The following is a 22,598-nucleotide window of genomic DNA, read 5'->3' as shown; positions in this document are numbered from 1 at the left end:
GGGGCGAAGGTATGGCGGCGGGGCATTCGGCGGTATTCGGCGGGGGTGTCCGGCGGTGGGGCGGCGGCCGGCTCCGCCGCAAGCGGCGGTTCGCGGCGGGTACCCGCGGTCGTCCGCGGGTGGTGATCTGGTCATGCCACGGCGAACGCCGCGGCGGTGCACCGTTCGACTCACGTCACGGAGGTACGACCATGCGTCCCACCACCACCACCATCACCACCGAGACCGTCGAGCCCGTCCAGCCGGCCGACTGCGACGGCGTGGCCATCGCGCTCCCGCAGACCTTCCGCGTCGAGGGGGCCACGCTGGGCCGCCAGCCGAACAACGACGGCGACAACTCCGGCGCCATGTGGTTCGAGTGACCGTCGGCGCAGCGTGAACTCCCCGGGGGGCCGGCGCCAGCCGGCCCCCCGGGTCCGTTCTGCCACGAATGGGGAGGCTCGTGAAAGAGGAATGGATCACCGGAGGCGCCTCGACGCCCCGGTGGAGCGCCGGGCGGCACACCGCGGGGATGCCGGGCGTGAGCATGGGGCAGGGCTGCCGGTTTCGTGTCCTGACGGACGAGCGGGTGCGTGTCGCCGTGGTGGGGGACTTCCTCCTGGAGGCGGGAAAGGAGCAGTCCCTCCTCCAGGCGGCGGCCGCTGGGCGGTGGGCGGACCTGACGTATCTGCCGGGTTCGTACTGGGTGATCGCCCAGAGCGCCGCGCGCACCTTCGTGTGCGGGGATCTGTCGGGGTTCCGCAGCGTCTTTCACGCCGCGCAGGGACCGCAGACCATCTGGTCGACCAGCGCCCGCCGGCTCGCCCGGCACGTCGGCGCGGGGCCCGACCTGGCGATGATGGCCGCGCGTCTGGTCGCCGGAGCGGAGCACTGGCCCGAGCGGACCGTCTACCAGAACGTCCGCGCCGTTCCCCCCGGGTTCGGGCTCCTGCTGGACGGCCGCGGCAGCCGGCTGGTCGACGTCCGCGAGATCACCCCGGCCGCCACCCTCGCGCAAGGGGCCCCGGCGTTCGCGCAGGCCCTGGAGACGGCGGTCCGCTGGCGCGTGCGGCAGGCCGGGGGCCTGGTGGGCGCCGACGTGTCCGGTGGGCTGGACTCCTCCACCCTGGCCATCCTCGCGGCCCAGGACGGCGAGGTCCGCGCCGTCACCTACGCGGACGGGTACACCAGCGCCGAGGACCTGTTCTTCGCCCGCCGGGTCGCCGCCCACATCGGCACGGACCTGGCCGTGGGAACGGGAGGGGACGAGCAGCTGCCCTTCGGCTGGACGCTGACGCAGCCGCTGGCCGACCAGCCCGCGGCGGTGAGCCTGACCACCGCGCAGCACGCGCTCTACCTCCGCCCGGCAGCCGGGCTGCCCCTGCACTTCACCGGCAACGGCGGCGACGTCGTCCTCGACTCGTGCAGTGCGGCGTGGATCGGGATGGTGCAGCTCGGCGAGCGCAAGGAGGCCCGCCGCCGGGTGACGAACTGGGCCCGTGCCCGCAACCGGTCGCCCCGCCGCCTGTGGAGCGCGGTCACCGAGGCCGCTGGCAGCGGGCACGCGAACGCGCTGCGCGCGGCAGCCCGGCGCACGGCCCGAGGCGACTTCGACGCCCGTCGGCCCGGGGTGTGGTCCTGGTGTCATCTCGGCCAGGCGGGCAGCTGGCTGACGGCCCAGGGACGCGAGCGGGTCTGCGCACTCCTGCTGGAGGCGGCCGGTACCACGACCGCCGAGGCGCGCGCCGATCTCGCCGAGCAGTACTTCTCCCTGCGGCTGGTCGGGGCGGACGCCCGGGACACGCTGCCGCTCACCGCCGCGTGGAAGATCCGCCCGGTCCACCCCTTCCTCGACAACGAGGTGGTGCGGGCCACGTTCGCCATCGCCCCGCCCGAACGGCACGGCGTCACCAGCTTCAAGCCGCTGCTGCCGGCCGCGCTGCCGTACCTGCCGGCCTGGCTCACCGCCCGCACCTCCAAGGGCAGCTTCACCCGCCAGCTCACCGCGGGCATGGTCCACCACCGCGCGCGCCTCGCCGAGCTGATCCGATCCAGCGCCCTGACGGCCGGCGGCCTGCTGGATGCCGAACCCGCCCTGGCGGCCCTGGCCGGGGTCGACGGCACGCAGGCCGCCTGCCTCTACGACCTCCAGCGGCTGGTGACGGCGTGCCAGTGGCTCGAGGCCGCCGAACACCGGGTTCTGAATCTGGAGGCGGCGTGCTGACCGTACCCCCCTACGTGCACTGGGGTCGCTGCCCGGGCGGCACGGCGGTGCTGAATCTGCGCGACGGCCAGTGGCAGATGTTCGGCGGCACCGGCGCCCGGGTCTGGGAGGCCGTGGCCCTGCGCGGAGGCGCCGAGGGCCTGGCCGAGGAGATCGCCGTCCCCAACGGCCTCGACGTGGCCGCGACCCGCAAGGCCGTCGACGACTACCTCACCGCGCTCGTCTCCATGGGCCTGCTGGCCCGCACCCCGGCCCGGCCCCCGCGAAGGAGGAGGTGGTGGCGGCGATGACGCAGATGATCCACGCCCCCGCACGACCGCCCTTGGCCCGGCGGCTGCCGGCGAGCGCCGCCATGCTCGTGGCACTCGCGATCCGCCTGATCCCGGCCGACCGGTGGCGCATGCGGATACGCCTCGCGCTGGCCCGGTCGGTCGCCGCGCTGCCGGCCGCCGACCTGCCCCAGGTTCAGAGCACGTACACGGCTGTCGTCGCCTGCCAGCCGTGGTGGTGGCGAGGCCAGATCGACTGCAAGGAACGCGCGCTGGCCACCGTGCTCGCCATCGCCTTCACCGGCCGCCGGTGCCACCTCGTCCTGGGCGCCCGCGCCGTGCCCGCCGCGTTCCACGCCTGGGTGCGCACCGCCGACGGCCGGTACGTGGGCGACGACGAAGCCGGCGGCCGCGACCACCCCTGGACACCGATTCACACCACCCCCTGAAGACGCCGGGGGCTGGGGACACCGCACCTGCCTCCAGCCCCCCACCCTCACTCATACGAGTGAAGATATGTCACGTCGGATTGACCTGTGGGTGGCCTGAACTGCTCTGATGCTCCAGGCCGGTTGGAATTGCGGTTGATCGCACCGCGCCCCCTCCTGCCAATGGGCCGGGTGACTACGACGACCCCGGCGGCCTCCGGCACCGAGCAGACACCCGCCGCCGCCACGAAGGCCCCGGCCCCCGGGGCGCCGCCCGTGATGCGGTTGCAGGAAGACGGGCACGCCGGTGAGACCACCCGCATCAGCACCCGCGCCATCGCCGCCCAGATGCCCGCCACCTTGCTGCGGGCCGCACGGCTGAGCTGGCAGGCCGACCGCCGCGCCACCCTCGCCCTCGGCTTCAGCGCCATCATCAGCGCCGTGCTGACGGCCATCGCCCTGCACTACACCTCCACCACCTTGACCGCCCTCCTGGGCACGGGAAGCGCCTCCGACCGCCTGCGCCAGGCCCTGCCCGCCCTGCTGACCGTCACCATCGCGGCCGGCGGCAGCTACCTGGCCGACTCCACCGCCCGCTTCTGCGCCAACCGGCTCGCCCCCCAGGTCAACCGCGAGGCCGACCTCGCGGTCATCACCGCCTCCACCGCCGCCGAACTCGCTGCGTTCGAGGACTCCACGTTCGAAGACCGCCGCTTCGCCGCCACCCAGGGCGCCGAGAAGATGCCCGAACTCATCGGCGGCACCCAGAGCCTGATCTCCGCCTGCGCCCAGCTCACCGCGGCCGTCGCCGTCGTCGCGACCCTCAACCTGACCCTGCTGCCCCTGCTGCTCCTGGCCGTCCTGCCCCGCGTCTGGGGAGCCGTACGCGCCGCCCGGCTCGACCACGAAGCCGCGCACCGCAACCTCGCCGACACCCGCCTGCGCCGGGTCCTGTCCCAGTACACCACCGACCGCGGAACCGCCGCGGAACTGCGCGCCGCGACGATGGGCGACTTCCTCCTGGAGCAGTACCGCATCATCTCCCACCGCCTGGAGCGGGAGCAGATCACCGCCTCGCGCCGCGCGGCTCTCACCCAGGGCGCGGGAGACCTCCTCGCCGCGCTCGCGGTGGCCGTCGTCTGGGCCGGCATCCTCACCCTCACCCTCACCGGCCGCATGACCGTCGCCGCGGCCGCCACCACCGTGCTGGTCGTGCGCACCGCCAACGCCTCCCTGACCGCGAGCGTCCGGGCCTCCGCCCGCCTGTTCACCACCAGCCTGTACGTCTCGGACTGGGCCCACTTCCTGGACGGGGCCGGAAAGTGGGCCATGCGGCGCGGCGGCAAGGCCGTCCCACCGCAGGGACCGCGGATCATCCAGGCGCGCGCGGCGGAGTTCACCTACCCGGGCAAGAAGGAGCCGGCCGTCCGCGGTGTGGACCTCGACATCGAGCGAGGCCAGGTCGTCGCGCTCGTCGGAGAGAACGGCTGCGGCAAGACCACGCTGGCGAAACTGTTGACCGGCCTGTACCTCCCCACCGCAGGCACGGTCAGATGGGACGGCGACGACCTGGCCGACCTCTGCCCCTTGGCAGTCTGGGGCGTCACCGGCATGGTGGCCCAGGACTACGTCCGCTGGCCGCTGGCCGCCCGGGAGAACATCACCCTCGGCCAGCCCCGCCCCGAAGGCGACGACGCCGTGCACGCCGCGGCCGAAGCAGCCGGCGCCGACACCGTCCTGACCAAGCTCCCCGACGGCCTGGACACCTCCCTGGCACGCTCCTGGTGGGGCGGGCACGACCTGTCCGGAGGCGAATGGCAGCGCGTGGCCATCGCCCGCGCCTTCCACCGCGACGCGCCCGTACTCATCCTCGACGAGCCGACCGCCGCCCTCGACGCCCGCGCCGAGCACCAGATCTTCAACCGCCTGCGGGCCCTGTCCGCCGGACGCGCCGCGCTGTTCATCACCCACCGACTGGCCAACGCCCGCGCCGCCGACAAGATCGTCGTCATGCGGGACGGAAAGATCGAAGAGACCGGAACGTATCAGGAGCTGCTGAACAAGAACGGCCTGTTCGCCGAGCTGCACCGCTTGCAGGAAGGCGTCTAGAAAACGGCGCGGCACGGGCGGGGGGGCCGGGACCGGGACGGCGTGTGCCACGGGCAATGGGCAGCACATGGCGGAGCCGGCGAGACGAAGTGGCGGGCGGGAGCCCACCGTGGACGGCCGACCTTCGGAGGATATGGGGCTTGAGCATCCGCTGTGGAACGTGCCCGGGGCCGGGTTGCTCACATCGCCTTCTGGGGGGAAGGTAGAACGCCGAAGCGTCCCTCCTCACCATCCTTGAGGAGGGACGCTTCTGGAACTACTGGCCCGAAGAAGAACCGGGCCTGGATTTACGCGGGGCCGAAACTATTGCCGCTCGCGGCTGCCACGAAACTGCCCCATGCCGTAGCAGGGAAGGCGAGCTGCGGCCCTGCCTTGTCCTTTGAGTCGCGAACGAGCACTTCACCTTGGGGGCGCCCCGCCGATCCCGCGGTCACCCGCACTGCACACTCGACGCAGTCACCTCCGTTCTGGCCGCTGTAACTGCTCTTTCGCCATGTGAGCTCCTGTGTCAACGGAGACTCTCCTTACTTCTTCATAACTGACGGCCTTCCATCTGAAGGCCTCCCAGGCCGGTGCCTGGGCATCCTCTCAGAGTCTCCCCTGCGCCCGCAGATCGCCAGCGTCTGGGTGGGGTGAGGGCTAGCGGCCCAGGTCCGCGGCAGCATCGTTGATCATCCTCACCGAGAGGCTGGGGTCGGCGGCCAGCGCATCGAGCCGTTCGAAGGCGTCGATGAACGGAGCAACCTTCTCGGCGTCGGAGTGGACGCCGCCGTCTATGAGCGTCTCAAGGTAGGCGAGTTCACGAACTGTCGGGTCCTCAAAGTCCCAAAGAGTGAAGGGACCGTGCATCGCGGGATGGGCCCCCGCAGCGAACGGAAGCACTCTGATCTCGATGTGTGGTTGCTCCGCGAGTTTGCTGAGCCGCAACAACTGCTGCCGCATGACCGCGGCTCCACCAACGGGGCGACGGATGATCCCTTCGTTGAGGATCACCGTAACGGACGGCGGGTTGTCGGGGCGCTCCAAGATGCTCTGCCGCTTCGCGCGAACGGCAGCGTGCAGGCTCTGGGTTTCCTCGTCTGCGTCGGAGAGGGCGAGGATGGCCCTCGCGTACCCCTGGGCCTGGGTGAGACCTGGCACGAACTCGGACTGGTAGATGCGGATGGTCCGGGCAGCAGCTTCCAGGCCGAGGCAGGCCTGGAACCAAGGCGGGATCTTGCCCTTGTAGGGCTTCTCTTCCCACCAGTCTTTCCTGGTCTTGGTGATGAGAGCGTAGTTCTCCAGCTCGTCGCGCAGTTCAAGCGGAGCTCCGTAGTAGTCACACAGCAGGCGGACGTCGCCCACCTCGACTGCGGTGTCCTTCGTCTCCAGGCGCGTCATGCGAGCCGTAGACCAGCCGAACACCTTGGCGACGGCCGAGGCGTTGAGCCCTCGTTCCTGCCGGAGCCGGCGAAGCTGCAGTCTGAGCAAGATGCGGCACAACGCGACTGATCTGTCGTCTACGGCAGCCATCTCGACTCCTTCGGTGCGGACTTGGCCTCGGGCGACGCGGGGAGCGACCCCCTTGTGTCACGTGTCGGTCTGACGATAGCCGTCGGCCGCAGCCCCTGGGAACGCTGACAATGCTCGCTGAGAAATTTTCGCAGCATCGCTTTACGTAAAGAAGAAGTCGCTGCCATACTCATCGCGTCGCAACAGTTGGCAGCTACCTGCACACACTGTGTCACTGCACCTGGCTGCCCTCCGCCAACCGACGAGGACTGGCTATGCCCCCCACCTCGCATGATGCGCGCCTGTGCTCCGGGCCCCGAACGGGCTCCATTCCAACCGCCGCGGCCCACGAGGCGTGGAAGGCTTCCGACCCGCAGGACTACCGGTCGATACAGCGGAGTTCCAAGACCCTGAGCACCGACGGCGTCGCATACGACTTGGTGCGTGAGCAGCGGGTTCGGCTGGTCGTGAAGCCTGGAGTGTACGACGTTGCCAAGTGGTGGGTACGCCCGCTCTCGGGCGGGGACGGCTGGCTAGCGGCGCCGAACGAGCTGGAAACGGCGGACAGCCATGCCGAGTGACCGACTCATCTCGACTTCCCCGCAGTGCCGCGGTCGGTCGATCCGCCGCTCGGTGACCGTTCACGGCATGGCATGTCCGTATCAGTTACACGCCACTCTCGTCGGGTGTCGCCCAGTATCGGATCAGCATCTCGTTGACCCACCTGGGGACATGCACCTCGCCCTGCGGGCCCATGACCGGGAAGTAGGGCGCGACGTCGAAGACAGGCGTGCCGATGACCGCGTCGAAGTCCGTGACGTGGAGGTCTCGTCCGTCAACCCCCACCAGCTTCGGATGCGACACAGCGAGCTGGTTCGGCCGTCGATGGTTCCGGTGGACGAACGTCCCTGTGGCCGGCCAGGCCGGGTTGTTGCGCGCGCTACGCGCGTGAAGCGCCACGTCCGTGGGGCTGGCCCGGTGAAAGTGCCACAGGACCTCCAGGTGCGAGAACTCCTGGAGCCCTTGAAGGGTCTCCAGAGGGAAGACCTCGTTCATGCGGATGATCGACTCCACGCCGCCTTGGAAATCGTCGACGGGATCCGTATGACCCGCGACGACCTGCGCGACTGCTGTGATCTCGATGCGCGTTGGGCTGGTCATCAGCATCCCCTTCATCATCTGCGCGTGGGGCCGTCCCGGCCTCGGCGGCAGAGGTGCTTTGGCACTTCAACCCGGACAGCCTATGGGGCGCGGCGTGCAACTTCGCCGGCCGGTCGGGATCGAGCCACCGACGACTGCGACGTCCGTCAACGCGGAAGGGGTGAGGGCACGCGGGTCCAGGTGGGGGGTTCCGGCTGGTTACGCCTGGGTCAGCATGGAGCGGGCGCGCGCGTCCAGTTCTGCGGCTTTGCTTCCGGCCCGGTTCCGGAAGGGCGACAGTGCGCGGCGCATCTGGACAACGGTCTCCTTCGCCCGGCCCGACTGGACGCCGGTCATGGCGTCCAGGGCCTGGCTCCAGGTGTCGCAGGCGAGGTCAAGATGCCCCTGCTGTGCCTGGACGGCACCGAGGTAGCCCAGGGTGACGGAGTGCGTCCGGGCGAACTGCGCTCGTCGTGTGCGGACACTGAGGGTGAAGTGCTTCTCGGCGCCTGGGAGGTCGCCGAGGTCGCGCAGCGCGGCGGCGGTCTCGTGGGCGAGGCTGGCTCTGCCGAAGAAGAACACCCTGCCCGGCTCGTCGTCCCCCGCGCGTGCGCGGTCAAGGTCCCGTTCGGCCTGGAGCAGCGCGGCGATGGCGGCCTTCTTCTCGCCGGCAGCGGCCAGACCGCGAGCGAGAACGACCCCCAGCAGCGAGCGCTCGCGCCAGCAGGCGCGTGCGTAGCGGCGGCTGGACAGGGAGGCTTCTGCCAGCCGTACGGCCTCCTGCGGTTGTCCAAGGTCGACGGCCTGGTGGGCCATCGCCCGCAGGATGTGCCCGGCCAGCGGAGCGTCTCCGGCTTCTTCGGCGAGGCCCGTGGCGATCGTCAGCCAGCGCTGCGCGATGGGGTGCTCGCGCCCGTCGAAGGCCGTCCATCCCGCGAGGTAGGCGGTTTCGGCTGCTGCGGAGGTCATCGAGCGGCGGATGTCTTCGGACAGGAACCGGCTGTTCAGAAGCTCGGCGACATCTGTGCGGAGGTATGCGACAAGGGCGGCGCGGCCGGAGCGGCCCCCGCGCTTCTGGTCGCGGCGGGAGAAGATCCCGGTCAGCTCGCGGACGTCGTCGACGTCCTGGGCCGTGACCACGTAGCTCGACAGAGGCTTGCGCGCCCGGGCCCGGTCCGTGGCCCGCTCGAACCACTGGTCGTCGGGCAGGGCCAGCGCGGCCACCGAGTAAGCCGAGGTGGCCAGCAGGTGTCGGCGGTCAATATCCACCATGTCTTTGCTCCCGAGCGTCACCAGCGTTGTCAGTGGGTCGTCGCTCCACGCCGGCAGCTCGAGCTCGTCGGTGTCCGTCGGCAGTCCGATGTCGGCGAGCGTCACGAGGCGACCGAGGCATCGGGAGAGCGTCTCGGCCAAGATACGGGCAGCCTGGGGCTCGGGGACGACGCCGCCCACCCACTTCGCGATGTGGGACTGGCCCACGCCGGTCAGCTCGTTGGCGCCGTGTTCCGCGGCAACCGACCTGACACGAGCAGCCAGTCGGGCCTGAGACAGGCCCGCCTGGGCAATCGCAGCGGCCAGCTTGACGTTGCGCGTACGCCCCATGGTGCGTCCTCGTCCCCGAAACGATCTTTCATCACGTTCATTGGTCCCGCGACCTCGCCGGGATACCCAGCGCTGCGAAGACGCGGTTGTCTCGTGAAGACGATATTCCTCAACCCCGCATGCAGCGCGGGGGATTCGAGAACCTCATCCACACGAACCCGCCGGGCGAGTGGCCCTGAAAGCCCGATGGCAGGAGAGGAGCAGCGGCCGATGACCCACCTGACACGCAGGAGGCCCGGCTGCCCGACAGCTCTGCCCGCCGTTATGCCGCATGGGGGCGCGGCCCTCCCGGCTCAAGGAGTGTGTGCGGTGCCCCACCTCCCCTGTGACGGTGTCAGCACGCGCGGTGCGGACGAGCCGCAGTTCGAAGTGTCATTGCCCGCTGAACAGGCGGCCATCTCGCGTGTGCGGCGTCAACTGCGCGCACGGCTGGAGCAGGACGGCCTTGAAAGCGTTGCCGATGACGTCGTCCTGATCTGTACGGAGCTCGTGACCAATGCGGTCTTGCACGGTTGCCTTGGCTTCCCGCCCGGGATCACCGTCAAGGTCACCGTCGTGTGGTCTGACGTCCAGCTGCGCCTGAACGTGCGTGATCCGTCCGGCGTACGGCCCAAGGAGCAGGAGTTCTCTGCGAGCCGGACAAGCGGGCGCGGTCTGCGGCTTGTCGACGAGCTCTCTGACCGCTGGGGGGTCGAGACTGACCCGTCCGGCAGCGGCAAGACCGTCTGGACGGAACTCGACGCTCCCCGGAGGCGAGTTTCGTGAGCATCTACGCAATCACCCGCTCTTCGGCACGCCACTCTGGGGCAGGACCTGCGGCCTCCGACAGCGCGCCGCCGAGCGCGCTCTCCTTCCCGTCACCCTTGAATGCTGCGGCGGCCCGGGTCCGCACTGCGCCGACCGGCACAAGGGAGCAGGCGTACGGGCACCTGCTGAACCGGCTGGATGAGTCGGCCCGCTTCACGGCAGCGGCAGAAGCCGAGGAGACCGAAACGCTCCTGGAAGACGTCCTGGGTCAGGCGGCCGCACCGGACCAAGCACAGATCGCCGCCTGGACACCGAGGCTTGAAGCAGTCCTCCGCATCCTTTGCGAGAACTCGGGGCGGATCGTCCAACGTTACGGTCCCGACGCCAATGCGGCCGTCCAGCACGGCCTGACCCTCCTCCAGGACGTACGGGCCGCGGCACCCGACTTGGGACGACTTCGCCGTCTTGCCCACGCCGTCTCGGCGATCCTCGACCTCGCCGGAGACGCCCCGTGAACACGAAGCGTCCGCTGCTCCGGACACACCCGCAGCCCCTCCGCCCGCAGCGGCGTCAGGCACCCACCGTTGCCCGCCCTCAGATCGGAGACCACGTGTTATCCGCATTACGCCCGGCGCTCGGTTGGCGTAGGCGTTCCCTGTCGCAAAGCGCCGTGTACGCCGTCGAAGATCTGGTGGAACGGGTGCTGGGCACGTCGCCGCTGCCCCGCGACGACAGCGACGTCGAGCTGCTTCTCGTGGGGCTGCGCCGGCAGCTCCGCCACCTGGAACAACTCCTGGAAGACACGGCCCCGGACTTGGTCAGCCAGGCACGCCGTATCCGTGACGAGCCGCTGCCTGAGGGGCGCATGCCCGTGGTGATCCTCACCATCCGGCTCGCGGAGATCGCACAAGCCCTGGTCGGCGCTCTCCCGGAGAACGCCCTGCCGCGGCGCACGGACACACAAGATCCCCTCCTCTCCGACGGCCGGGCAGTGGACCGCCGCCACAACGTGGCCGAGCCCGAACTCGCCAAGACCGAACCGATGCCCCTCCCCGCGCTCGCCCGAGCGCCAGCGCCCGGCCCCACCCGGAACTTTTCACGGCCCATGTCGAATCGGGCGGCCGAGTTGGTCAGTGCCGCGGCGGGTTCGCTGGGCGATTGTGGGCCGCCCGCATAGACCCGAGCCCGGCGACTTGCCATGCCCCGCTCGTCGCCGGCGCTCGCTGTGGGCTTTCGGCTTCCGACTCTGGGGGACCGTTCGGCACACCGCCGGCCCGGCCCCGGAAGCCGAAAGCGAGTGGCAGATCCCCCGTGCTGCCGTCCCGGCTGCCGCGGTTCCCAGAACGCACCCGCGGCAGCCGGTCCACCCCCTCATGCCTCCCCACCCCTCACAACGTCCGAGGACTCATGACCCCCATAGACCGCTCTGGCCACAGGGCGCCGAGGCGCATCATGACGGTGCGCACCCGACTCATCGTCGTGGCCTCCGTCGCGATCACCACACTGCTCGTCCTGGTCGTCGTCAACGCCGTGCCGGCCTGGGACAAGCAGAGGAACCTGCGCAACGACAGCACCACGGGCCGCCTTGGCGGCGAAGCGTCGCTGCCCCTGTTCATCGCGGCACAGGCCGAGCGCAAGCTCACGGCCGCCTACCTGGCTCACCCGTCTTCCGTCGCGAAGGCGGCCCTGAAGGAGCAACGGGGCAAGACCGACGCCGGTCTCGCGTCCTTCAGGCGCTTGTCCGGCACCGAGCTGCGCACCGACCAGCGGCACCGATGGGAGTACGTCGAAGCGGTCTATCGGCAGGTCGATGACCTGCCCCGGGTGCGTAAGAACGTGGACGCCCGGGAGGGCGAGCCGGATGAGGCCACCGGCTACTACACCTCCCTGATCAACAGGATGATCAGCTTTTACCAGGCGTTGAGCGCGATGGACGACGGCCCGCTCACCCTGGAGACCAGGCCGTTGGTCGGGCTCTTCTACGCCTCGGACGCTCTGGCACAGCAGGACATGCTCATCACCCAGGCACGGGAATCCGGGCAGATGACGGACGCCCACCGGGTGGCCTTCGCGGAGGCGTACGGCACCCAACAGGTGATGTACGAGCGGTGGATCGCTCCCTACCTGCCCGAGCAGGAGAAGGCGCTCTACGACAAGATCACCGCGAGCCCTGAGTGGAGGGAGCTCCAGGCGGCGCAGCGGTCGGTCATCACGCCGCCGACCGATGACCTCGGGAAGGAGCAGATCGGCGACCGGTCCTCCCTCGCCCAGTGGGACGACGCCTACGCAAAGGTCAGCGGGCAGCTCGCCGGCCTGAACCTGCAGCGGACGCAGGGGCTGCTTGCCCACGGCTTCCAGCGGGCGGACGAGATCCGCACTCAGGTGTTCTTCCAGGCCGTCGGCAGCCTGGTGGCGATCCTGCTGATCGCCGGGCTCATCATCTGGTTGATCCGTTCCATCTCCTCGCGGCTGCGTCAGTTGCGTCAGCAGACACAGGAAGGCGCCGAGCGGCTGCCGCAGGTCGTGGACCGGCTGATGCGCGGCGAAGCGGTCGACGCAGAAGCTGAATTCCTCGAGCCGGACCGCGGTGACGAGTTCAGCCACGTCCAGGCCGCCCTGATCGAGGCCCAGCGCACTGCGGTGCGTCAGGCCGCTGCTCAGGCCGGCGACCGCCGAGGGATCGGCGCGTTCGTCGCGGCGGCGACCGAGCGGACCCTGGGACACATCAACCGGGCCCTGGGCCACCTGGAGAAGGTGATGGCCCGGCCGGACGTCGACCCTGCCCTGTTGGACGACCTGATCACCATCGACGGGGCCGTATCCGCCAGCCGTCGCCACCAGGAGCATGTCGGGACGCTGGCCGGCAGCATGCGACAGGACCTCTATGACCGGCCGAGGTCGATCCTCGACCTCGTCAACGACGCTGCGGTGGAGACCGGTTCTCCCAAGCGGGTAGCCAATCAGGTCACCCACACCGCCTTCGTCCCCCCACAGCACGCGGCCGCCGCGGTGAAGGTCGTTGCTGCGCTGATCGAGAACGGGATCGGCAACTCCACCGGCGATGTGACCGTGCGCAGCGTCAAGGCCGTGCACGGAATCGCCCTGGAGATCGAGGACACCGGCTTCGGGATGCCCCAGGAGGCCATCGACGCCGCCAACGCCGAACTCGCCCAGCACGATCAGGCGACGTTCGAGGCCATGGCGCAACGGGGAGGCAAGCTCGGCCTGTTCGTCGTCGCGCGCCTGGCCGGCCACCACCATTTGAGCGTGTCGCTCAGGCGATCCGCGTACAGCGGGATCACCGCCGTCGTCATGATCGACAACAAGGCGCTCACGACGGTGAAGCAGGACGCCGTCGCGCCTTCCGCGCCGGCCCGCCCGGCGCGGCCGACGGCTCCCGCCCCGGCGGCCACGGGCGGAGTGCCGTCACGCGCTTCCCTTCCTCGTCGGCGACAGTCGGCCCTGGACCCGGCCGCCGCTCATGCGCAGCGGCAGGCTGAGCAACTCGGAGCCGGCGCCCTTCCTGCAGCCACCGACGCGAACGCCGATCCGCTGCCGCGCCGCAACGCAGGCCAGCACCTCAACCCCATCCTGCGCAGCAGCGCTCCCTCCCCCCAGCCGCGGGGCGCGAAGGACGAGTCTGATCCCCAGCAAGTTGGGGCCGACTGGGCGGACTTCCAGGCCGGAACACAGCAGGCCCCTCAGACCCACCCCCACCGATAAGGACGAGAAGACATCATGAACCCCGAGATCCAGAACCTCCTCGACCAGCGCGTCGGCCAGATCGCTCACGTGCTCGGAGCGGTCGTCGTAACCGAGGACGGCATCTTCCGCTACATGAGCGGCTGGACGAACGTGGCCGCCGACCCCTCCAGGGACAAGTCCGCCGAGGCAGCACGCAGGGAGCTGGGCGAGCACCTGGCCGCGATGACCAGCAGCATGGCCACCCTGGCCCAGCGGCAGGCCGACTACATCAGCGGCGGCCACATGCTGCGCACGGTGGTGGAAACGGAGAAGGGCTGGTGCGTCGCCAGCCGCGCCGGCCAGCACTGCGTCATCGCCGTGCACGCGTCGAAGGAGGCCACTCTCGGCCAGCTCGGCTTCGAGCTGACCGATCTCGCCGGCCAGCTCGGCGGCATGCTGGACGTCGAGCAGCGAGAGCTGGCCACGGGCGAGCACGGCGGGACGATCCTGTGACGGCGGCGTCGGGCGGCCGCCGGACGCGGCCGTACGCCGGAACCGGCGGCCGCACCCAGGCTCCCGACGCCACGCTGAGCATCGACACCCAGATCACCGCCCATACGGGACACGAAGGGCGGCTGCTCAGCGAGCAGCATCAGCTCGTTCTGGACCTGTGCTCCGAACCCAGGGCGGTGTCGGAGCTCGCCGGACTGCTGCGGCTGCCCGTCGGGGTCATCACCGTCCTGGTCACCGACCTCCGGCAGCGCCAGATGGTGACCACCCAGGCCCCGGTCGACATGTCCCGCAACGACAACGTCACTCACCGCCTCATGGAGCGCGTACACGCCGCCCTGCAGGCCCAATACGAAGAAGAAACCAGGGGGGCACGGGGTGCCAACTGAACCCGCTCCGGAAGTCGTCAAGCTCGTCGTCGCCGGAGGCTTTGGGGTCGGCAAGACCACGTTCGTCGGTGCGGTCAGCGAGATCGAGCCGCTGAACACCGAAGCCGTCATCACCGAGGCGAGCACCGGGATAGACCGCACCGACGGAGTCGAGAAGAAGACCACCACCACCGTCGCCTTCGACTTCGGCCGGCGCACCGTCGACGACGTCACCTTGTACCTGTTCGGCACGCCCGGCCAGGACCGGTTTTGGTACATGTGGGACGACATGGTCCGCGGCGCGGTCGGCGCCATCGTCCTGGCCGACACGCGGCGGCTCGCCGACTGCTTCGCGAGCATCGACTTCTTCGAGGCCCGCGGCGTGCCCTACATCGTTGCGGTCAATGCCTTCGACGGCGCTCCCGCCTACAGCGAGGCTGACCTGCGCGCCGCCATAGCTCTGCCGCCGCACATCCCCCTGCTCCAGTTGGACGCCCGCGAGTCCGGCTCGAGCACCCTCGCGCTGCTCACGCTCTTGAAGTACCGGCTCAGCCAGTCCGCCACCGCCTGATCCGAAGGACCCCCATGCCCGCCTTCTCTCCCTCCAGTCCCGTTCCCCTCTTCACCGACGAGTTCCTGGCCAACCCCTACCCCGCGTACGGCACCCTGCGGAGCACCGGCGCCGCCGTGCACCTGGAGGAGTACGGCGTGTGGGCCATATCCCGGCACGCCGACCTTGCCGCGATCCTCAAGGCCCCGGACGTCTTCGGCTCCGAGGGCGGCATAGCCCTCACCGCCCTCGCGAACCAGAAGATCCTCGCCGGCACGGTCCTCGCCTCCGACGGTGCGCGGCACGCCAAGCTCCGCAAGGTGCTGTCCAAGCAGCTCGCTCCCCGCGCGATGAAGGCCCTGGCCCGCCGGATCACCGACCGCGCGGAACGCCTGGTGGACCAGTACACGGAGCCGGGTCGGTTCGACGCCGTCGCCCTGGCCCGCCACATGGTCTGCGACACGGTGATGGAGCTGATGGGCCTGCCCGACGCGGACCGGGAGGTGCTGCTGTCCGGCGCCGCGGCGACGTTCGACGTATTCGGCCCGCACGGCGACCGGCACCAGAAGGCGCTGCCGCTGGCGTCCCGCATGGTCGAGATGCTCCACGAGAAGCTGATCCGCGAGAACGTGCCCTCCGAGTCGTGGATGGGGGCCATCTTCGAAGCCGTCGACGCGGGGCAGATCGAGGAAAGCGACGCGGTACCCCTCGCTTCGGCGTACACGGCCGCGGCCATCGACACCACCGTCCTCGGCCTCGCCGACTGCCTCGTCCAACTCGCCCGGCACCCGGAACAGTGGCAGATCCTCCGCCGCGACCCCATCCGCTGGGCCACGCCCGCCTTCCACGAGGCCCTGAGACTCGAAGCCCCCATACAGGGGTTCGGACGGCTGCTGACCAAGGACGCCGACATCGGCGGCGTCCGCCTGCCCGCGGGCGACCAGGTGTGGCTGCTGTACGGCTCCGCCGGCCGCGACCCCCGCCACTGGGGAGACGAAGCCGACGAATTCGACATCAGGCGCCCGCGCAACCACCAACACCTGGCCTTCGGCAGCGGACCACACCTGTGCGCCGGCGTCCCGCTCGCCGAGCTCCAGGCCCGATCCGTCCTGCGCGCCCTGGCCGCCCGCTGCTCCCACCTCACGCTCGACGGCGAACCGGTTCGCGTCCTGAACAACCTTCTTCGCGGGTACTGCAGCGCGCCGCTCGCCGTCGAGCTCTCCCCGCGGATCTCCGCGTCCGACAGCACGCCGGAGGCATCCCAGCAAGGACCCGTGCCGTGACCCTCGCGATTCTCCCGACCGGCCAAGCCCTCGGCCGACCGCTGAGCCCGGACGGTGCTCCGCGCCCACAGCCGGTCGGGCCGGGCTGGGAAGTCCTGCTCATGCCCGAACTCCTCGCCGACCTCGTGGCACAGGCCCTGAAGAGGACCGCGGTGGCGGCCTCGGCTCTGGGCTGGGTCTTCGCTCACGCCGGACAGCGGGGCATCTTCCTGCCCGAGTTCTCCGACGTTCCCGCCTGGCCGCCCGGCACCACCTACCTCAAGGCTGGCGCGAGCGTGACGCTGCCGCCCTACCACTGGCAGTTGACGGACCGGGACAACACCAGCGGGTGGGTGAGCCAGGACGGCCCCCCGCTCAGCAAACCCCTGCTGCTCCACCCCATCTTCGCCCTGATCGCGGCTGGAATGCCCAACTGCGCCTCATCCGCACCGGAGTCCTGACCATGCACACGCTCTGCCGCATCTCCCCTTCGGAGACCACCGCGCCGTCCTCCGACAGCCACCAGGAGCCACGCGACCAGCCCGCGCGTCCCGCTCTCGCCGAGGTGCTTGACCTCCAGGAGACAGAAGTGCCCCGCACCGCGCATGCGCTGCAGCACTTCTTCCCGGAAGCCTGACGGCCTCCCGCCCCGACCCCGACAACAGCTGTCTCCAGCAGGAAGGCCACGACGCCATGTCCCGCCCACTGTTCCGCGCTCAGCCCGGCATCATGGTGCGGTCCGTACTCCTCCACGACATCCCCGTCCCGCCGGCGCCGGACCTGATCACGACAGCGCCCGCCACCAGGGCATCGTGGCGACGCTGGGCACTTGAGGTCTGGGACGTCCCGCAGGTCGCGGCCGCCGTTCGGCACGCGAGTCCAGACCTCTCCCGTGAGCTCGACAACCTGAAGGAAGAGCCTGCCGAGGCGGAGTCCCTGCGGCGCATCGCCCTGACCCTGCTCAGCTACATCCTGCGCTTCACCCACCGGGCCACCCCTTTCGGCCTCTACGCCGGGGTCTTCGAGGGACGCTTCGGGCCGCACGCCGAAGTCCGATGGGGAAACGAGCACCATACTCTGACCCGGCCAGCCGGCCTGTGGTTCGCCGCCATCGTGCAGCAGCTCGAAGCTGTACCCGAGGTCCGGCAGCGTCTGAGGCTGCTCGCCAACAACGCCCTGCGCGTACGTGGTGAGCGCCTGGTCCTGCCGTGGCAGCCGCGAGAGCTGGAGGAGACGGGCACGGCCGTGCGGGAGGTGTCGCTCCGGCACACCGCCGCGGTCAGGGCCGTCGTCCAGATGGCGCGCACTCCCGTGGCCTACCGGGACATCGTGCGAGAACTCGGCGCCGCCCACCCCGATCTCGGTACGCGTGGATCCGAGGAACTCCTGGACGTCCTCATCGCCAAGCGGATGCTGCTGACCAGCCTGCAACCCTCCGGCACCGAGACGGACACCCTCGGATACGTGCTCGATGAGCTCGACCGGGTGGACGCCATGCACAGCGGTCCGGCGGCCGAGGTGGCTCTGGCCCTGCGGGAGATTCACGCAGACATGCGTGACCTCGACAGCCACGATCCGCTGTCGGAGAAGGCCGACCGGCAGCGGACCTCGATCGTCACCCGGATGCGGGCACTGGCCGACCAGCCCTCCCCGCTCGCCGTGGACGCCCGGCTGGACGCGGAGCTGGTCCTCCCCCGGGCGGTGGCCTGGGAAGCGGAAGCGGCCGCTGGTGTTCTGGCCCGGGTCACCCCCGAACCTCGAGGGACACAAGCGTGGATCCGCTACCGCGAACGCTTCCGCAAGCGGTACGGGGAGGACACGCTGGTGGTGTTGTCGGACTTGCTCGATCCGGGCTGCGGCCTCGGCCTGCCCGAGGACTTCCACGGCACCGCGCGGGCCCCCGAACCCGACAGCCTGCACCGCGACCGGCTGCTGACCACGCTCGCCCAGCGCGCCTGGGCAGCGGGAGAGGACCTCGTCCTCGACGACGACCTCATCCACCAGCTCACCGCCGTCCAGGCGCCCACGATGGCGCAGGACCTGCCGGCCCACATCGAACTGACGGCCTCGGTGTATGCCGCCAGCCTGCAGCAACTGGACGCCGGCGACTTCAGCCTCGAGGTGCGCCGCACCGGCCGCGGGTGGGGCCACTTCAGCGGCGGCCGGCTCGCCGCGCTGCTCGCCGAAGGCGACTCTCCCAGTGACCTGCTGGGGATGCTGGCCCGGCGGCCGACGACGGTGCGAGGCGCCTTACCCGTACAGGTGTCCTTCCCCTCCCTGATGCCGAGGGCCTCCTACATCACGCGCACCCCCCGCCTGGTGCCCTCCCTGATTTCCCTGTCCGAGTACCGGCGGGCAGACCCCGACCTCATCCCGCTGAGCGATCTCGCGGTGACCTGCCACGGGGGGCGGCTGCACCTCGTGTCCCTGTCGCGCGGACGCGTACTGGAGGCCGCGATCCCCCATCCCCTTCAGCTCGAATGCCAGACGCCCACGGTCGCTCGGTTCATCGACGAACTCCAGCGCGGGCAGAGCAGCCGGCTCATCGGGACCATCGGCAACCTCGATGCGTGGGACTGGGGCGCGGCTCGGCATCTGGCGTTCCAGCCGCGCGTGCGCGCCGGACGCAGCATTCTCAGCCCGGCCACCTGGCGCCTGGCCCACAGCGGCCTCCCCGCTGCCGGTGCCTCGACGGCCGAGTGGGACGAGTCCTTCGCCGCCCTGCGCGAACGGTGGAGGCTGCCGCGCCACGTCTACCTGGAACGCTTCGACAACCGGCTCCGCCTGGACCTGGATCACCCGGCACACCGAGCGCTGCTGCGCTCCCACATGGACCGGCCCCAGTTCGGCCAACTCACCCTCGCCGAGGCCGAGCCGGACGACGCGTACGGCTGGTGCGGCGGGCGGCCCCACGAGTTCGTCACCTACCTGGCGTCTTCGGCGCCCGCCCGGCCCGCACCGGTCCTGCCCAGCACGCCGATCGTCCGCCGCGACCATGCCCACCTGCCCGGCGCCTCCCGCTACCTCTGCGCCCGCCTGCACTGCCAGCCCCAGGTGCGCCGCGCGCTGCTCACCGACCACCTCCCCTCGCTGGCCGCCGACCTCCCCCACTGCGTGTGGTGGGTCACCGCCCACGACGAAGGCGACCGCCCCTACACCGAGCTGACCCTGCGCCTGCCCCACCCGGGCGACGCGGCCGAGGCCCTGACCCGGCTCGGGCAGTGGAGTGCACATCTGAACGACGCCGGCGTTGTCAGCGACGTCGCCCTCGTCCCCTACCGGCCGCACCTAGCCCTGTGGGGCGCAGGGGACGCTTTGAGCGCTGCGGAGAACACCTTCAGCGCCGACACGGCCGTCATCGCCCGCCAGATGGCCCGCCCGAACCTCCAGATCCCTCGGCCGGTACTGGCGGCAGCCAACGTCATCGCCATCGCGTCCGGCTTCCACCAGGACGTCACCGAGGGGATGAAGTGGCTGGCCGCCCAACCCAAGCCGGGCGCCGCCACGTCACATCCCCGTCCGCTACTGCACCAGGCCCGCACACTGGCCGCCCCGGACGACGGGTGGGCCGGGCTGCGCCGCATCCCGGGCGCCACCGCTCTCGTCGACGGTCCCTGGGCCCGACGCCACGAGGCACTGGCCACCTACCGCGAATTCCTGCGCGCCTCCCCTCCCGCGGACCCGGACGCCGTACTCCGCGCACTACTGACCACCCACCTGCACCACGTCGGCGAGACCACCGAAGGCACCGCGTGGCGCCTGGCCCGGGCCCTCTCCCTCGCCGGCACGCGTCCTCGCCAGCAGCAGACGCACTGATCACCCGCACCCGCACCCGCACCCGCACCCGCACCCGCACCCGCACCCGCACCCGCACCCGCACCCGCACAAAGATGTCGGCCGCCCCTGGCCGGCGGTCAAACCTGAACGGAACCTTCATGACTGCGCTCATCGAGGACCACGCTCTCGTCGGTGACATGCACACCGCCGCTCTGCTCCACCGCCGCGGCTCCGTCACCTGGCAGAGCTTTCCTGACTTCGACTCCCCCGCAGCGTTCGCCTCGCTGGTCGGCACCCCGGAGCACGGCTCGTGGGACCTGTGCCCCACCGACCCCGACGCCCAGGTGCGACGCCGGTACCTGCCGGACACCCTCGTGCTGGAGACGACCTGGACCACGCACGACGGAGAGGCGCGTGTCCTGGACTTCATGCCGACCCGGGCCCCCGGCTGCGGCAACCCCCAGCTGATCCGTGTCGTCCGAGGCGTCCGCGGCGAGGTGCAGATGTCCTCGCGGATCCTGGTCCGTTTCGCCTACGGCAAGGTCGCGCCTCGCCTGGTGCGCCACCCCCACCAGTTCGGCGGTGACCGGTACGCGGCACTCGCCGGACCGGACTCCCTCTACCTGGACTCCTCGGTACCGCTGAGCGAGCTCGCGGACGGAAACGTGGGGGCCACCTTCTGCGCCCGAGCCGGGGAACAGCAGGTCCTCGCGCTGTCCTGGCAGCCCTCCCACCTGCCCGCGCCGCCCCGGCCCGACCCCGCGGCCGCACTGGCGAGCACCATCGCGTTCTGGTCCGACTGGTCCGCCCGCAGCATCTACACGGGCCGCTATCAGGAGGCGGTGCACCGCTCGCTGATCGTCCTCAAGGCCCTCACCTACGCCCCCACCGGCGGCATGGTCGCCGCCCCCACCACATCACTGCCCGAAGAGATCGGCGGGGAACGGAACTGGGACTACCGCTACACCTGGCTGCGGGACGCCGCGATCGCGCTGAGCGTCCTGGTGCTCACCGGCCACCTCGAGGAGGCGGCCGCCTGGCGGGACTGGCTCGCCCGGGCCGTCGCCGGCGACCCCGCCACCGTGCAGATCATGTACTCGATCAAGGGCGGCCGTGACCTCCCCGAAAGCACCCTGCCCCACCTTCCCGGGTACGAAGGCTCCCAGCCGGTGCGTATCGGCAACGAAGCCGCCCACCAGCCGCAACTCGATGTGTTCGGTGAAGTCCTCGACGCCTTCCACCTCGCCGAGGAAGCCGGCCTCGCCCCCTGCGACGAGGCCTTTGCCCTCCAGAGCGCGCTCCTGGAGCAGGTCGAGACCCGCTGGCACCTGCCCGACGCGGGTATCTGGGAGGGGCGCGGCCCCGAGCGGCACTACGTGCACTCGAAGGTCATGGGCTGGGTGGCCGCCGACCGGATGGTCCGCCGGATCGAGTCCGGCCGCGCCACCGGGCCCGTCGAGAAGTGGCGCAAGCTGCGGGACGCCATCCACGCCGACGTCTGCGCCCGCGGCTACGACCCGGTCCGCAACACCTTCACCCAGTCCTACGGTTCCTCCGAACTGGACGCCTCCTTGCTGCTCATCCCCCTGGTGGGATTCCTTCCGCCGGACGACAAGAGGGTCATCGGCACCATCGAGGCGATCCAGCACGAGCTGTCTACCGGTGAGGGCCTGATCCTGCGCTACCGCACGGCGGGCGCCGCGATCGGAGCCGACGGTCTGACCGGCGACGAGGGCGCCTTCCTCGCCTGCTCGTTCTGGCTGGTCGAGGCCCTGACGATGATCGGCCGGACGGCGGAGGCGACCAGGCTGTTCGAGAAGCTCCTCGCCCTCACCAACGACGTCGGCCTGCTCGCCGAGGAGTACAACTGCGTCGCCCGACGGCAAATCGGCAACTTCCCGCAGGCCTTCAGCCACTTCGCCCTTGTCTCCGCCGCCGTCCGGCTGGACTCCTCGGAACGGACCGCGGCCCGCGACAAAGCCGTCGCACTCGACACCGCCGCCTGACCGCCGGCCGCCCGGGCACCGGCCCGGGCGGCCCCTCCCCGACCACTGACGAAAAGGACGAAGCCCAACCGTGTCCCCGGCCCCTGCTCCGGCAAACCCACCCCAGATGTGCCCGCCCCACCCTCCCCGCGGTGACGACGGCGGTGTACCTGTGACGACCAGCGCACCTGCCTCCGTGCCGTGCGCGCCGTCCTGTGGCGCCCCCTCCCTGCCGCCGGTCCTGGTCGACACGCTGCTGCGTCACCGTGGCACGCGTGCCGGACTGAGCCAGGAGAAGCCGGACCTCACCGTCGCACCCGCTGCCCCCAGTAACACCCGCGTACCGCTCTCACAGGTGCATCCGCGCGGCGGCAGGAAGGAACTCCCGGTATGACCCCGGTGACACCGAGGCGGCTAGTGGGCGCCGGCCGCCCCCTGCCGGACCCATCCGACTACACCTGGCCCCTGCCCCT

At 70.7% G+C, this 22,598-nt stretch carries 21 protein-coding genes; 17 read left to right on the top strand and 4 right to left on the bottom strand.

All coding sequences use genetic code 11. From position 1 onward, the window contains the following. The first annotated feature begins 191 nt into the window (after positions 1 to 191). The 5 genes from ACFYOJ_RS27635 to ACFYOJ_RS27615 all read left to right on the top strand — a co-directional run bounded on the left by ACFYOJ_RS27635 (position 192) and on the right by ACFYOJ_RS27615 (position 5,009). Positions 192 to 362: a hypothetical protein gene (locus tag ACFYOJ_RS27635; RefSeq protein WP_356555856.1), complete on the top strand. Its 171-nt coding sequence runs from the start codon at positions 192 to 194 to the stop codon at positions 360 to 362. Positions 363 to 526: 164 nt separating this feature from the next. Next, positions 527 to 2,203, top strand: a complete 1,677-nt coding sequence (locus tag ACFYOJ_RS27630; protein WP_356555968.1) for an asparagine synthase-related protein — start codon at positions 527 to 529, stop codon at positions 2,201 to 2,203. Continuing rightward, a complete protein-coding gene (locus ACFYOJ_RS27625; RefSeq protein WP_356555858.1) occupies positions 2,197 to 2,493 on the top strand; it encodes a hypothetical protein in 297 nt (98 codons plus the stop codon). The genes ACFYOJ_RS27630 and ACFYOJ_RS27625 overlap by 7 nt, the downstream gene beginning before the upstream one ends. Next, positions 2,490 to 2,921, top strand: coding sequence for a lasso peptide biosynthesis B2 protein (locus tag ACFYOJ_RS27620; RefSeq protein WP_356555859.1), 432 nt, complete (start codon positions 2,490 to 2,492; stop codon positions 2,919 to 2,921). The genes ACFYOJ_RS27625 and ACFYOJ_RS27620 overlap by 4 nt, the downstream gene beginning before the upstream one ends. A gap of 162 nt (positions 2,922 to 3,083) precedes the next feature. Then, on the top strand, positions 3,084 to 5,009 hold the full coding sequence (locus ACFYOJ_RS27615) for an ATP-binding cassette domain-containing protein (protein ID WP_388598131.1): 1,926 nt from the start codon (positions 3,084 to 3,086) through the stop codon (positions 5,007 to 5,009). A 287-nt stretch (positions 5,010 to 5,296) separates the two neighbouring features. Here ACFYOJ_RS27615 and ACFYOJ_RS27610 read toward each other — a convergent pair whose 3' ends face one another. The 4 genes from ACFYOJ_RS27610 to ACFYOJ_RS27595 all read right to left on the bottom strand — a co-directional run bounded on the left by ACFYOJ_RS27610 (position 5,297) and on the right by ACFYOJ_RS27595 (position 9,242). Next, positions 5,297 to 5,521 (bottom strand): DUF397 domain-containing protein, encoded by a 225-nt coding sequence (locus ACFYOJ_RS27610; protein WP_356555862.1) that lies wholly within the window; start codon positions 5,519 to 5,521, stop codon positions 5,297 to 5,299. A gap of 127 nt (positions 5,522 to 5,648) precedes the next feature. Then, entirely contained in the window at positions 5,649 to 6,521 is an 873-nt protein-coding gene (locus tag ACFYOJ_RS27605; protein WP_356555863.1) for a helix-turn-helix transcriptional regulator, read from the bottom strand. A gap of 645 nt (positions 6,522 to 7,166) precedes the next feature. Further along, positions 7,167 to 7,667: a TrmO family methyltransferase gene (locus ACFYOJ_RS27600; RefSeq protein ID WP_356555865.1), complete on the bottom strand. Its 501-nt coding sequence runs from the start codon at positions 7,665 to 7,667 to the stop codon at positions 7,167 to 7,169. Between the two features lie 192 nt (positions 7,668 to 7,859). Next, positions 7,860 to 9,242 (bottom strand): Tat pathway signal protein, encoded by a 1,383-nt coding sequence (locus ACFYOJ_RS27595; RefSeq protein ID WP_356555866.1) that lies wholly within the window; start codon positions 9,240 to 9,242, stop codon positions 7,860 to 7,862. Positions 9,243 to 9,551: 309 nt separating this feature from the next. Between ACFYOJ_RS27595 and ACFYOJ_RS27590 the strand changes: the two genes are divergently transcribed. The 12 genes from ACFYOJ_RS27590 to ACFYOJ_RS27535 all read left to right on the top strand — a co-directional run bounded on the left by ACFYOJ_RS27590 (position 9,552) and on the right by ACFYOJ_RS27535 (position 22,146). Beyond that, a complete protein-coding gene (locus ACFYOJ_RS27590; protein WP_356555867.1) occupies positions 9,552 to 10,007 on the top strand; it encodes an ATP-binding protein in 456 nt (151 codons plus the stop codon). Beyond that, positions 10,004 to 10,504: a hypothetical protein gene (locus tag ACFYOJ_RS27585; protein ID WP_356555869.1), complete on the top strand. Its 501-nt coding sequence runs from the start codon at positions 10,004 to 10,006 to the stop codon at positions 10,502 to 10,504. The genes ACFYOJ_RS27590 and ACFYOJ_RS27585 overlap by 4 nt, the downstream gene beginning before the upstream one ends. A 155-nt stretch (positions 10,505 to 10,659) precedes the next feature. Beyond that, a complete protein-coding gene (locus ACFYOJ_RS27580) occupies positions 10,660 to 11,166 on the top strand; it encodes a hypothetical protein (protein ID WP_356555870.1) in 507 nt (168 codons plus the stop codon). Between the two features lie 275 nt (positions 11,167 to 11,441). Then, positions 11,442 to 13,712 (top strand): nitrate- and nitrite sensing domain-containing protein, encoded by a 2,271-nt coding sequence (locus tag ACFYOJ_RS27575; protein WP_356555872.1) that lies wholly within the window; start codon positions 11,442 to 11,444, stop codon positions 13,710 to 13,712. A 15-nt stretch (positions 13,713 to 13,727) separates the two neighbouring features. Further along, the gene (locus ACFYOJ_RS27570) at positions 13,728 to 14,186 is read left to right on the top strand and encodes a roadblock/LC7 domain-containing protein (protein WP_325744942.1); all 459 of its coding nucleotides are present in this window, start codon (positions 13,728 to 13,730) and stop codon (positions 14,184 to 14,186) included. Further along, positions 14,183 to 14,572: a DUF742 domain-containing protein gene (locus tag ACFYOJ_RS27565; protein WP_356555873.1), complete on the top strand. Its 390-nt coding sequence runs from the start codon at positions 14,183 to 14,185 to the stop codon at positions 14,570 to 14,572. Before ACFYOJ_RS27570 ends, ACFYOJ_RS27565 begins: the two co-directional genes overlap by 4 nt. Further along, positions 14,562 to 15,122, top strand: coding sequence for an ATP/GTP-binding protein (locus tag ACFYOJ_RS27560; RefSeq protein WP_356555875.1), 561 nt, complete (start codon positions 14,562 to 14,564; stop codon positions 15,120 to 15,122). The genes ACFYOJ_RS27565 and ACFYOJ_RS27560 overlap by 11 nt, the downstream gene beginning before the upstream one ends. Before the next feature lie 14 nt (positions 15,123 to 15,136). After that, positions 15,137 to 16,384 (top strand): cytochrome P450, encoded by a 1,248-nt coding sequence (locus ACFYOJ_RS27555; RefSeq protein WP_356555876.1) that lies wholly within the window; start codon positions 15,137 to 15,139, stop codon positions 16,382 to 16,384. Further along, on the top strand, positions 16,381 to 16,824 hold the full coding sequence (locus tag ACFYOJ_RS27550; protein WP_356555878.1) for a hypothetical protein: 444 nt from the start codon (positions 16,381 to 16,383) through the stop codon (positions 16,822 to 16,824). Before ACFYOJ_RS27555 ends, ACFYOJ_RS27550 begins: the two co-directional genes overlap by 4 nt. Positions 16,825 to 16,826: 2 nt before the next feature. After that, the gene (locus ACFYOJ_RS27545; protein ID WP_356555880.1) at positions 16,827 to 17,000 is read left to right on the top strand and encodes a hypothetical protein; all 174 of its coding nucleotides are present in this window, start codon (positions 16,827 to 16,829) and stop codon (positions 16,998 to 17,000) included. 56 nt (positions 17,001 to 17,056) lie between these two features. After that, positions 17,057 to 20,179: a lantibiotic dehydratase gene (locus ACFYOJ_RS27540; protein WP_356555882.1), complete on the top strand. Its 3,123-nt coding sequence runs from the start codon at positions 17,057 to 17,059 to the stop codon at positions 20,177 to 20,179. A 74-nt stretch (positions 20,180 to 20,253) separates the two neighbouring features. After that, positions 20,254 to 22,146: a glycoside hydrolase family 15 protein gene (locus ACFYOJ_RS27535; RefSeq protein ID WP_356555884.1), complete on the top strand. Its 1,893-nt coding sequence runs from the start codon at positions 20,254 to 20,256 to the stop codon at positions 22,144 to 22,146. The last annotated feature ends 452 nt before the right edge of the window (positions 22,147 to 22,598 follow it).

It is taken from the genome of Streptomyces sp. NPDC006384, from assembly GCF_042870695.1.
Lineage (GTDB): Bacteria > Actinomycetota > Actinomycetes > Streptomycetales > Streptomycetaceae > Streptomyces.
Note: the sequence above shows the minus strand (reverse complement) of the source record. Positions and strands in the feature narration are given on the sequence as shown.

What these genes read in the sequence shown, in the direction of transcription:
- ACFYOJ_RS27635 (WP_356555856.1), top strand. Translation starts at nt 192, where the DNA reads ATGCGTCCCACCACCACCACCATCACCACCGAGACCGTCGAGCCCGTC.
- ACFYOJ_RS27630 (WP_356555968.1), top strand. Translation starts at nt 527, where the DNA reads ATGGGGCAGGGCTGCCGGTTTCGTGTCCTGACGGACGAGCGGGTGCGT.
- ACFYOJ_RS27620 (WP_356555859.1), top strand. Translation starts at nt 2,490, where the DNA reads ATGACGCAGATGATCCACGCCCCCGCACGACCGCCCTTGGCCCGGCGG.
- ACFYOJ_RS27615 (WP_388598131.1), top strand. Translation starts at nt 3,084, where the DNA reads ATGGGCCGGGTGACTACGACGACCCCGGCGGCCTCCGGCACCGAGCAG.
- ACFYOJ_RS27605 (WP_356555863.1), bottom strand. Translation starts at nt 6,521, where the DNA reads ATGGCTGCCGTAGACGACAGATCAGTCGCGTTGTGCCGCATCTTGCTC.
- ACFYOJ_RS27600 (WP_356555865.1), bottom strand. Translation starts at nt 7,667, where the DNA reads ATGCTGATGACCAGCCCAACGCGCATCGAGATCACAGCAGTCGCGCAG.
- ACFYOJ_RS27595 (WP_356555866.1), bottom strand. Translation starts at nt 9,242, where the DNA reads ATGGGGCGTACGCGCAACGTCAAGCTGGCCGCTGCGATTGCCCAGGCG.
- ACFYOJ_RS27575 (WP_356555872.1), top strand. Translation starts at nt 11,442, where the DNA reads ATGACGGTGCGCACCCGACTCATCGTCGTGGCCTCCGTCGCGATCACC.
- ACFYOJ_RS27570 (WP_325744942.1), top strand. Translation starts at nt 13,728, where the DNA reads ATGAACCCCGAGATCCAGAACCTCCTCGACCAGCGCGTCGGCCAGATC.
- ACFYOJ_RS27555 (WP_356555876.1), top strand. Translation starts at nt 15,137, where the DNA reads ATGCCCGCCTTCTCTCCCTCCAGTCCCGTTCCCCTCTTCACCGACGAG.
- ACFYOJ_RS27545 (WP_356555880.1), top strand. Translation starts at nt 16,827, where the DNA reads ATGCACACGCTCTGCCGCATCTCCCCTTCGGAGACCACCGCGCCGTCC.
- ACFYOJ_RS27540 (WP_356555882.1), top strand. Translation starts at nt 17,057, where the DNA reads ATGTCCCGCCCACTGTTCCGCGCTCAGCCCGGCATCATGGTGCGGTCC.
- ACFYOJ_RS27535 (WP_356555884.1), top strand. Translation starts at nt 20,254, where the DNA reads ATGTCGGCCGCCCCTGGCCGGCGGTCAAACCTGAACGGAACCTTCATG.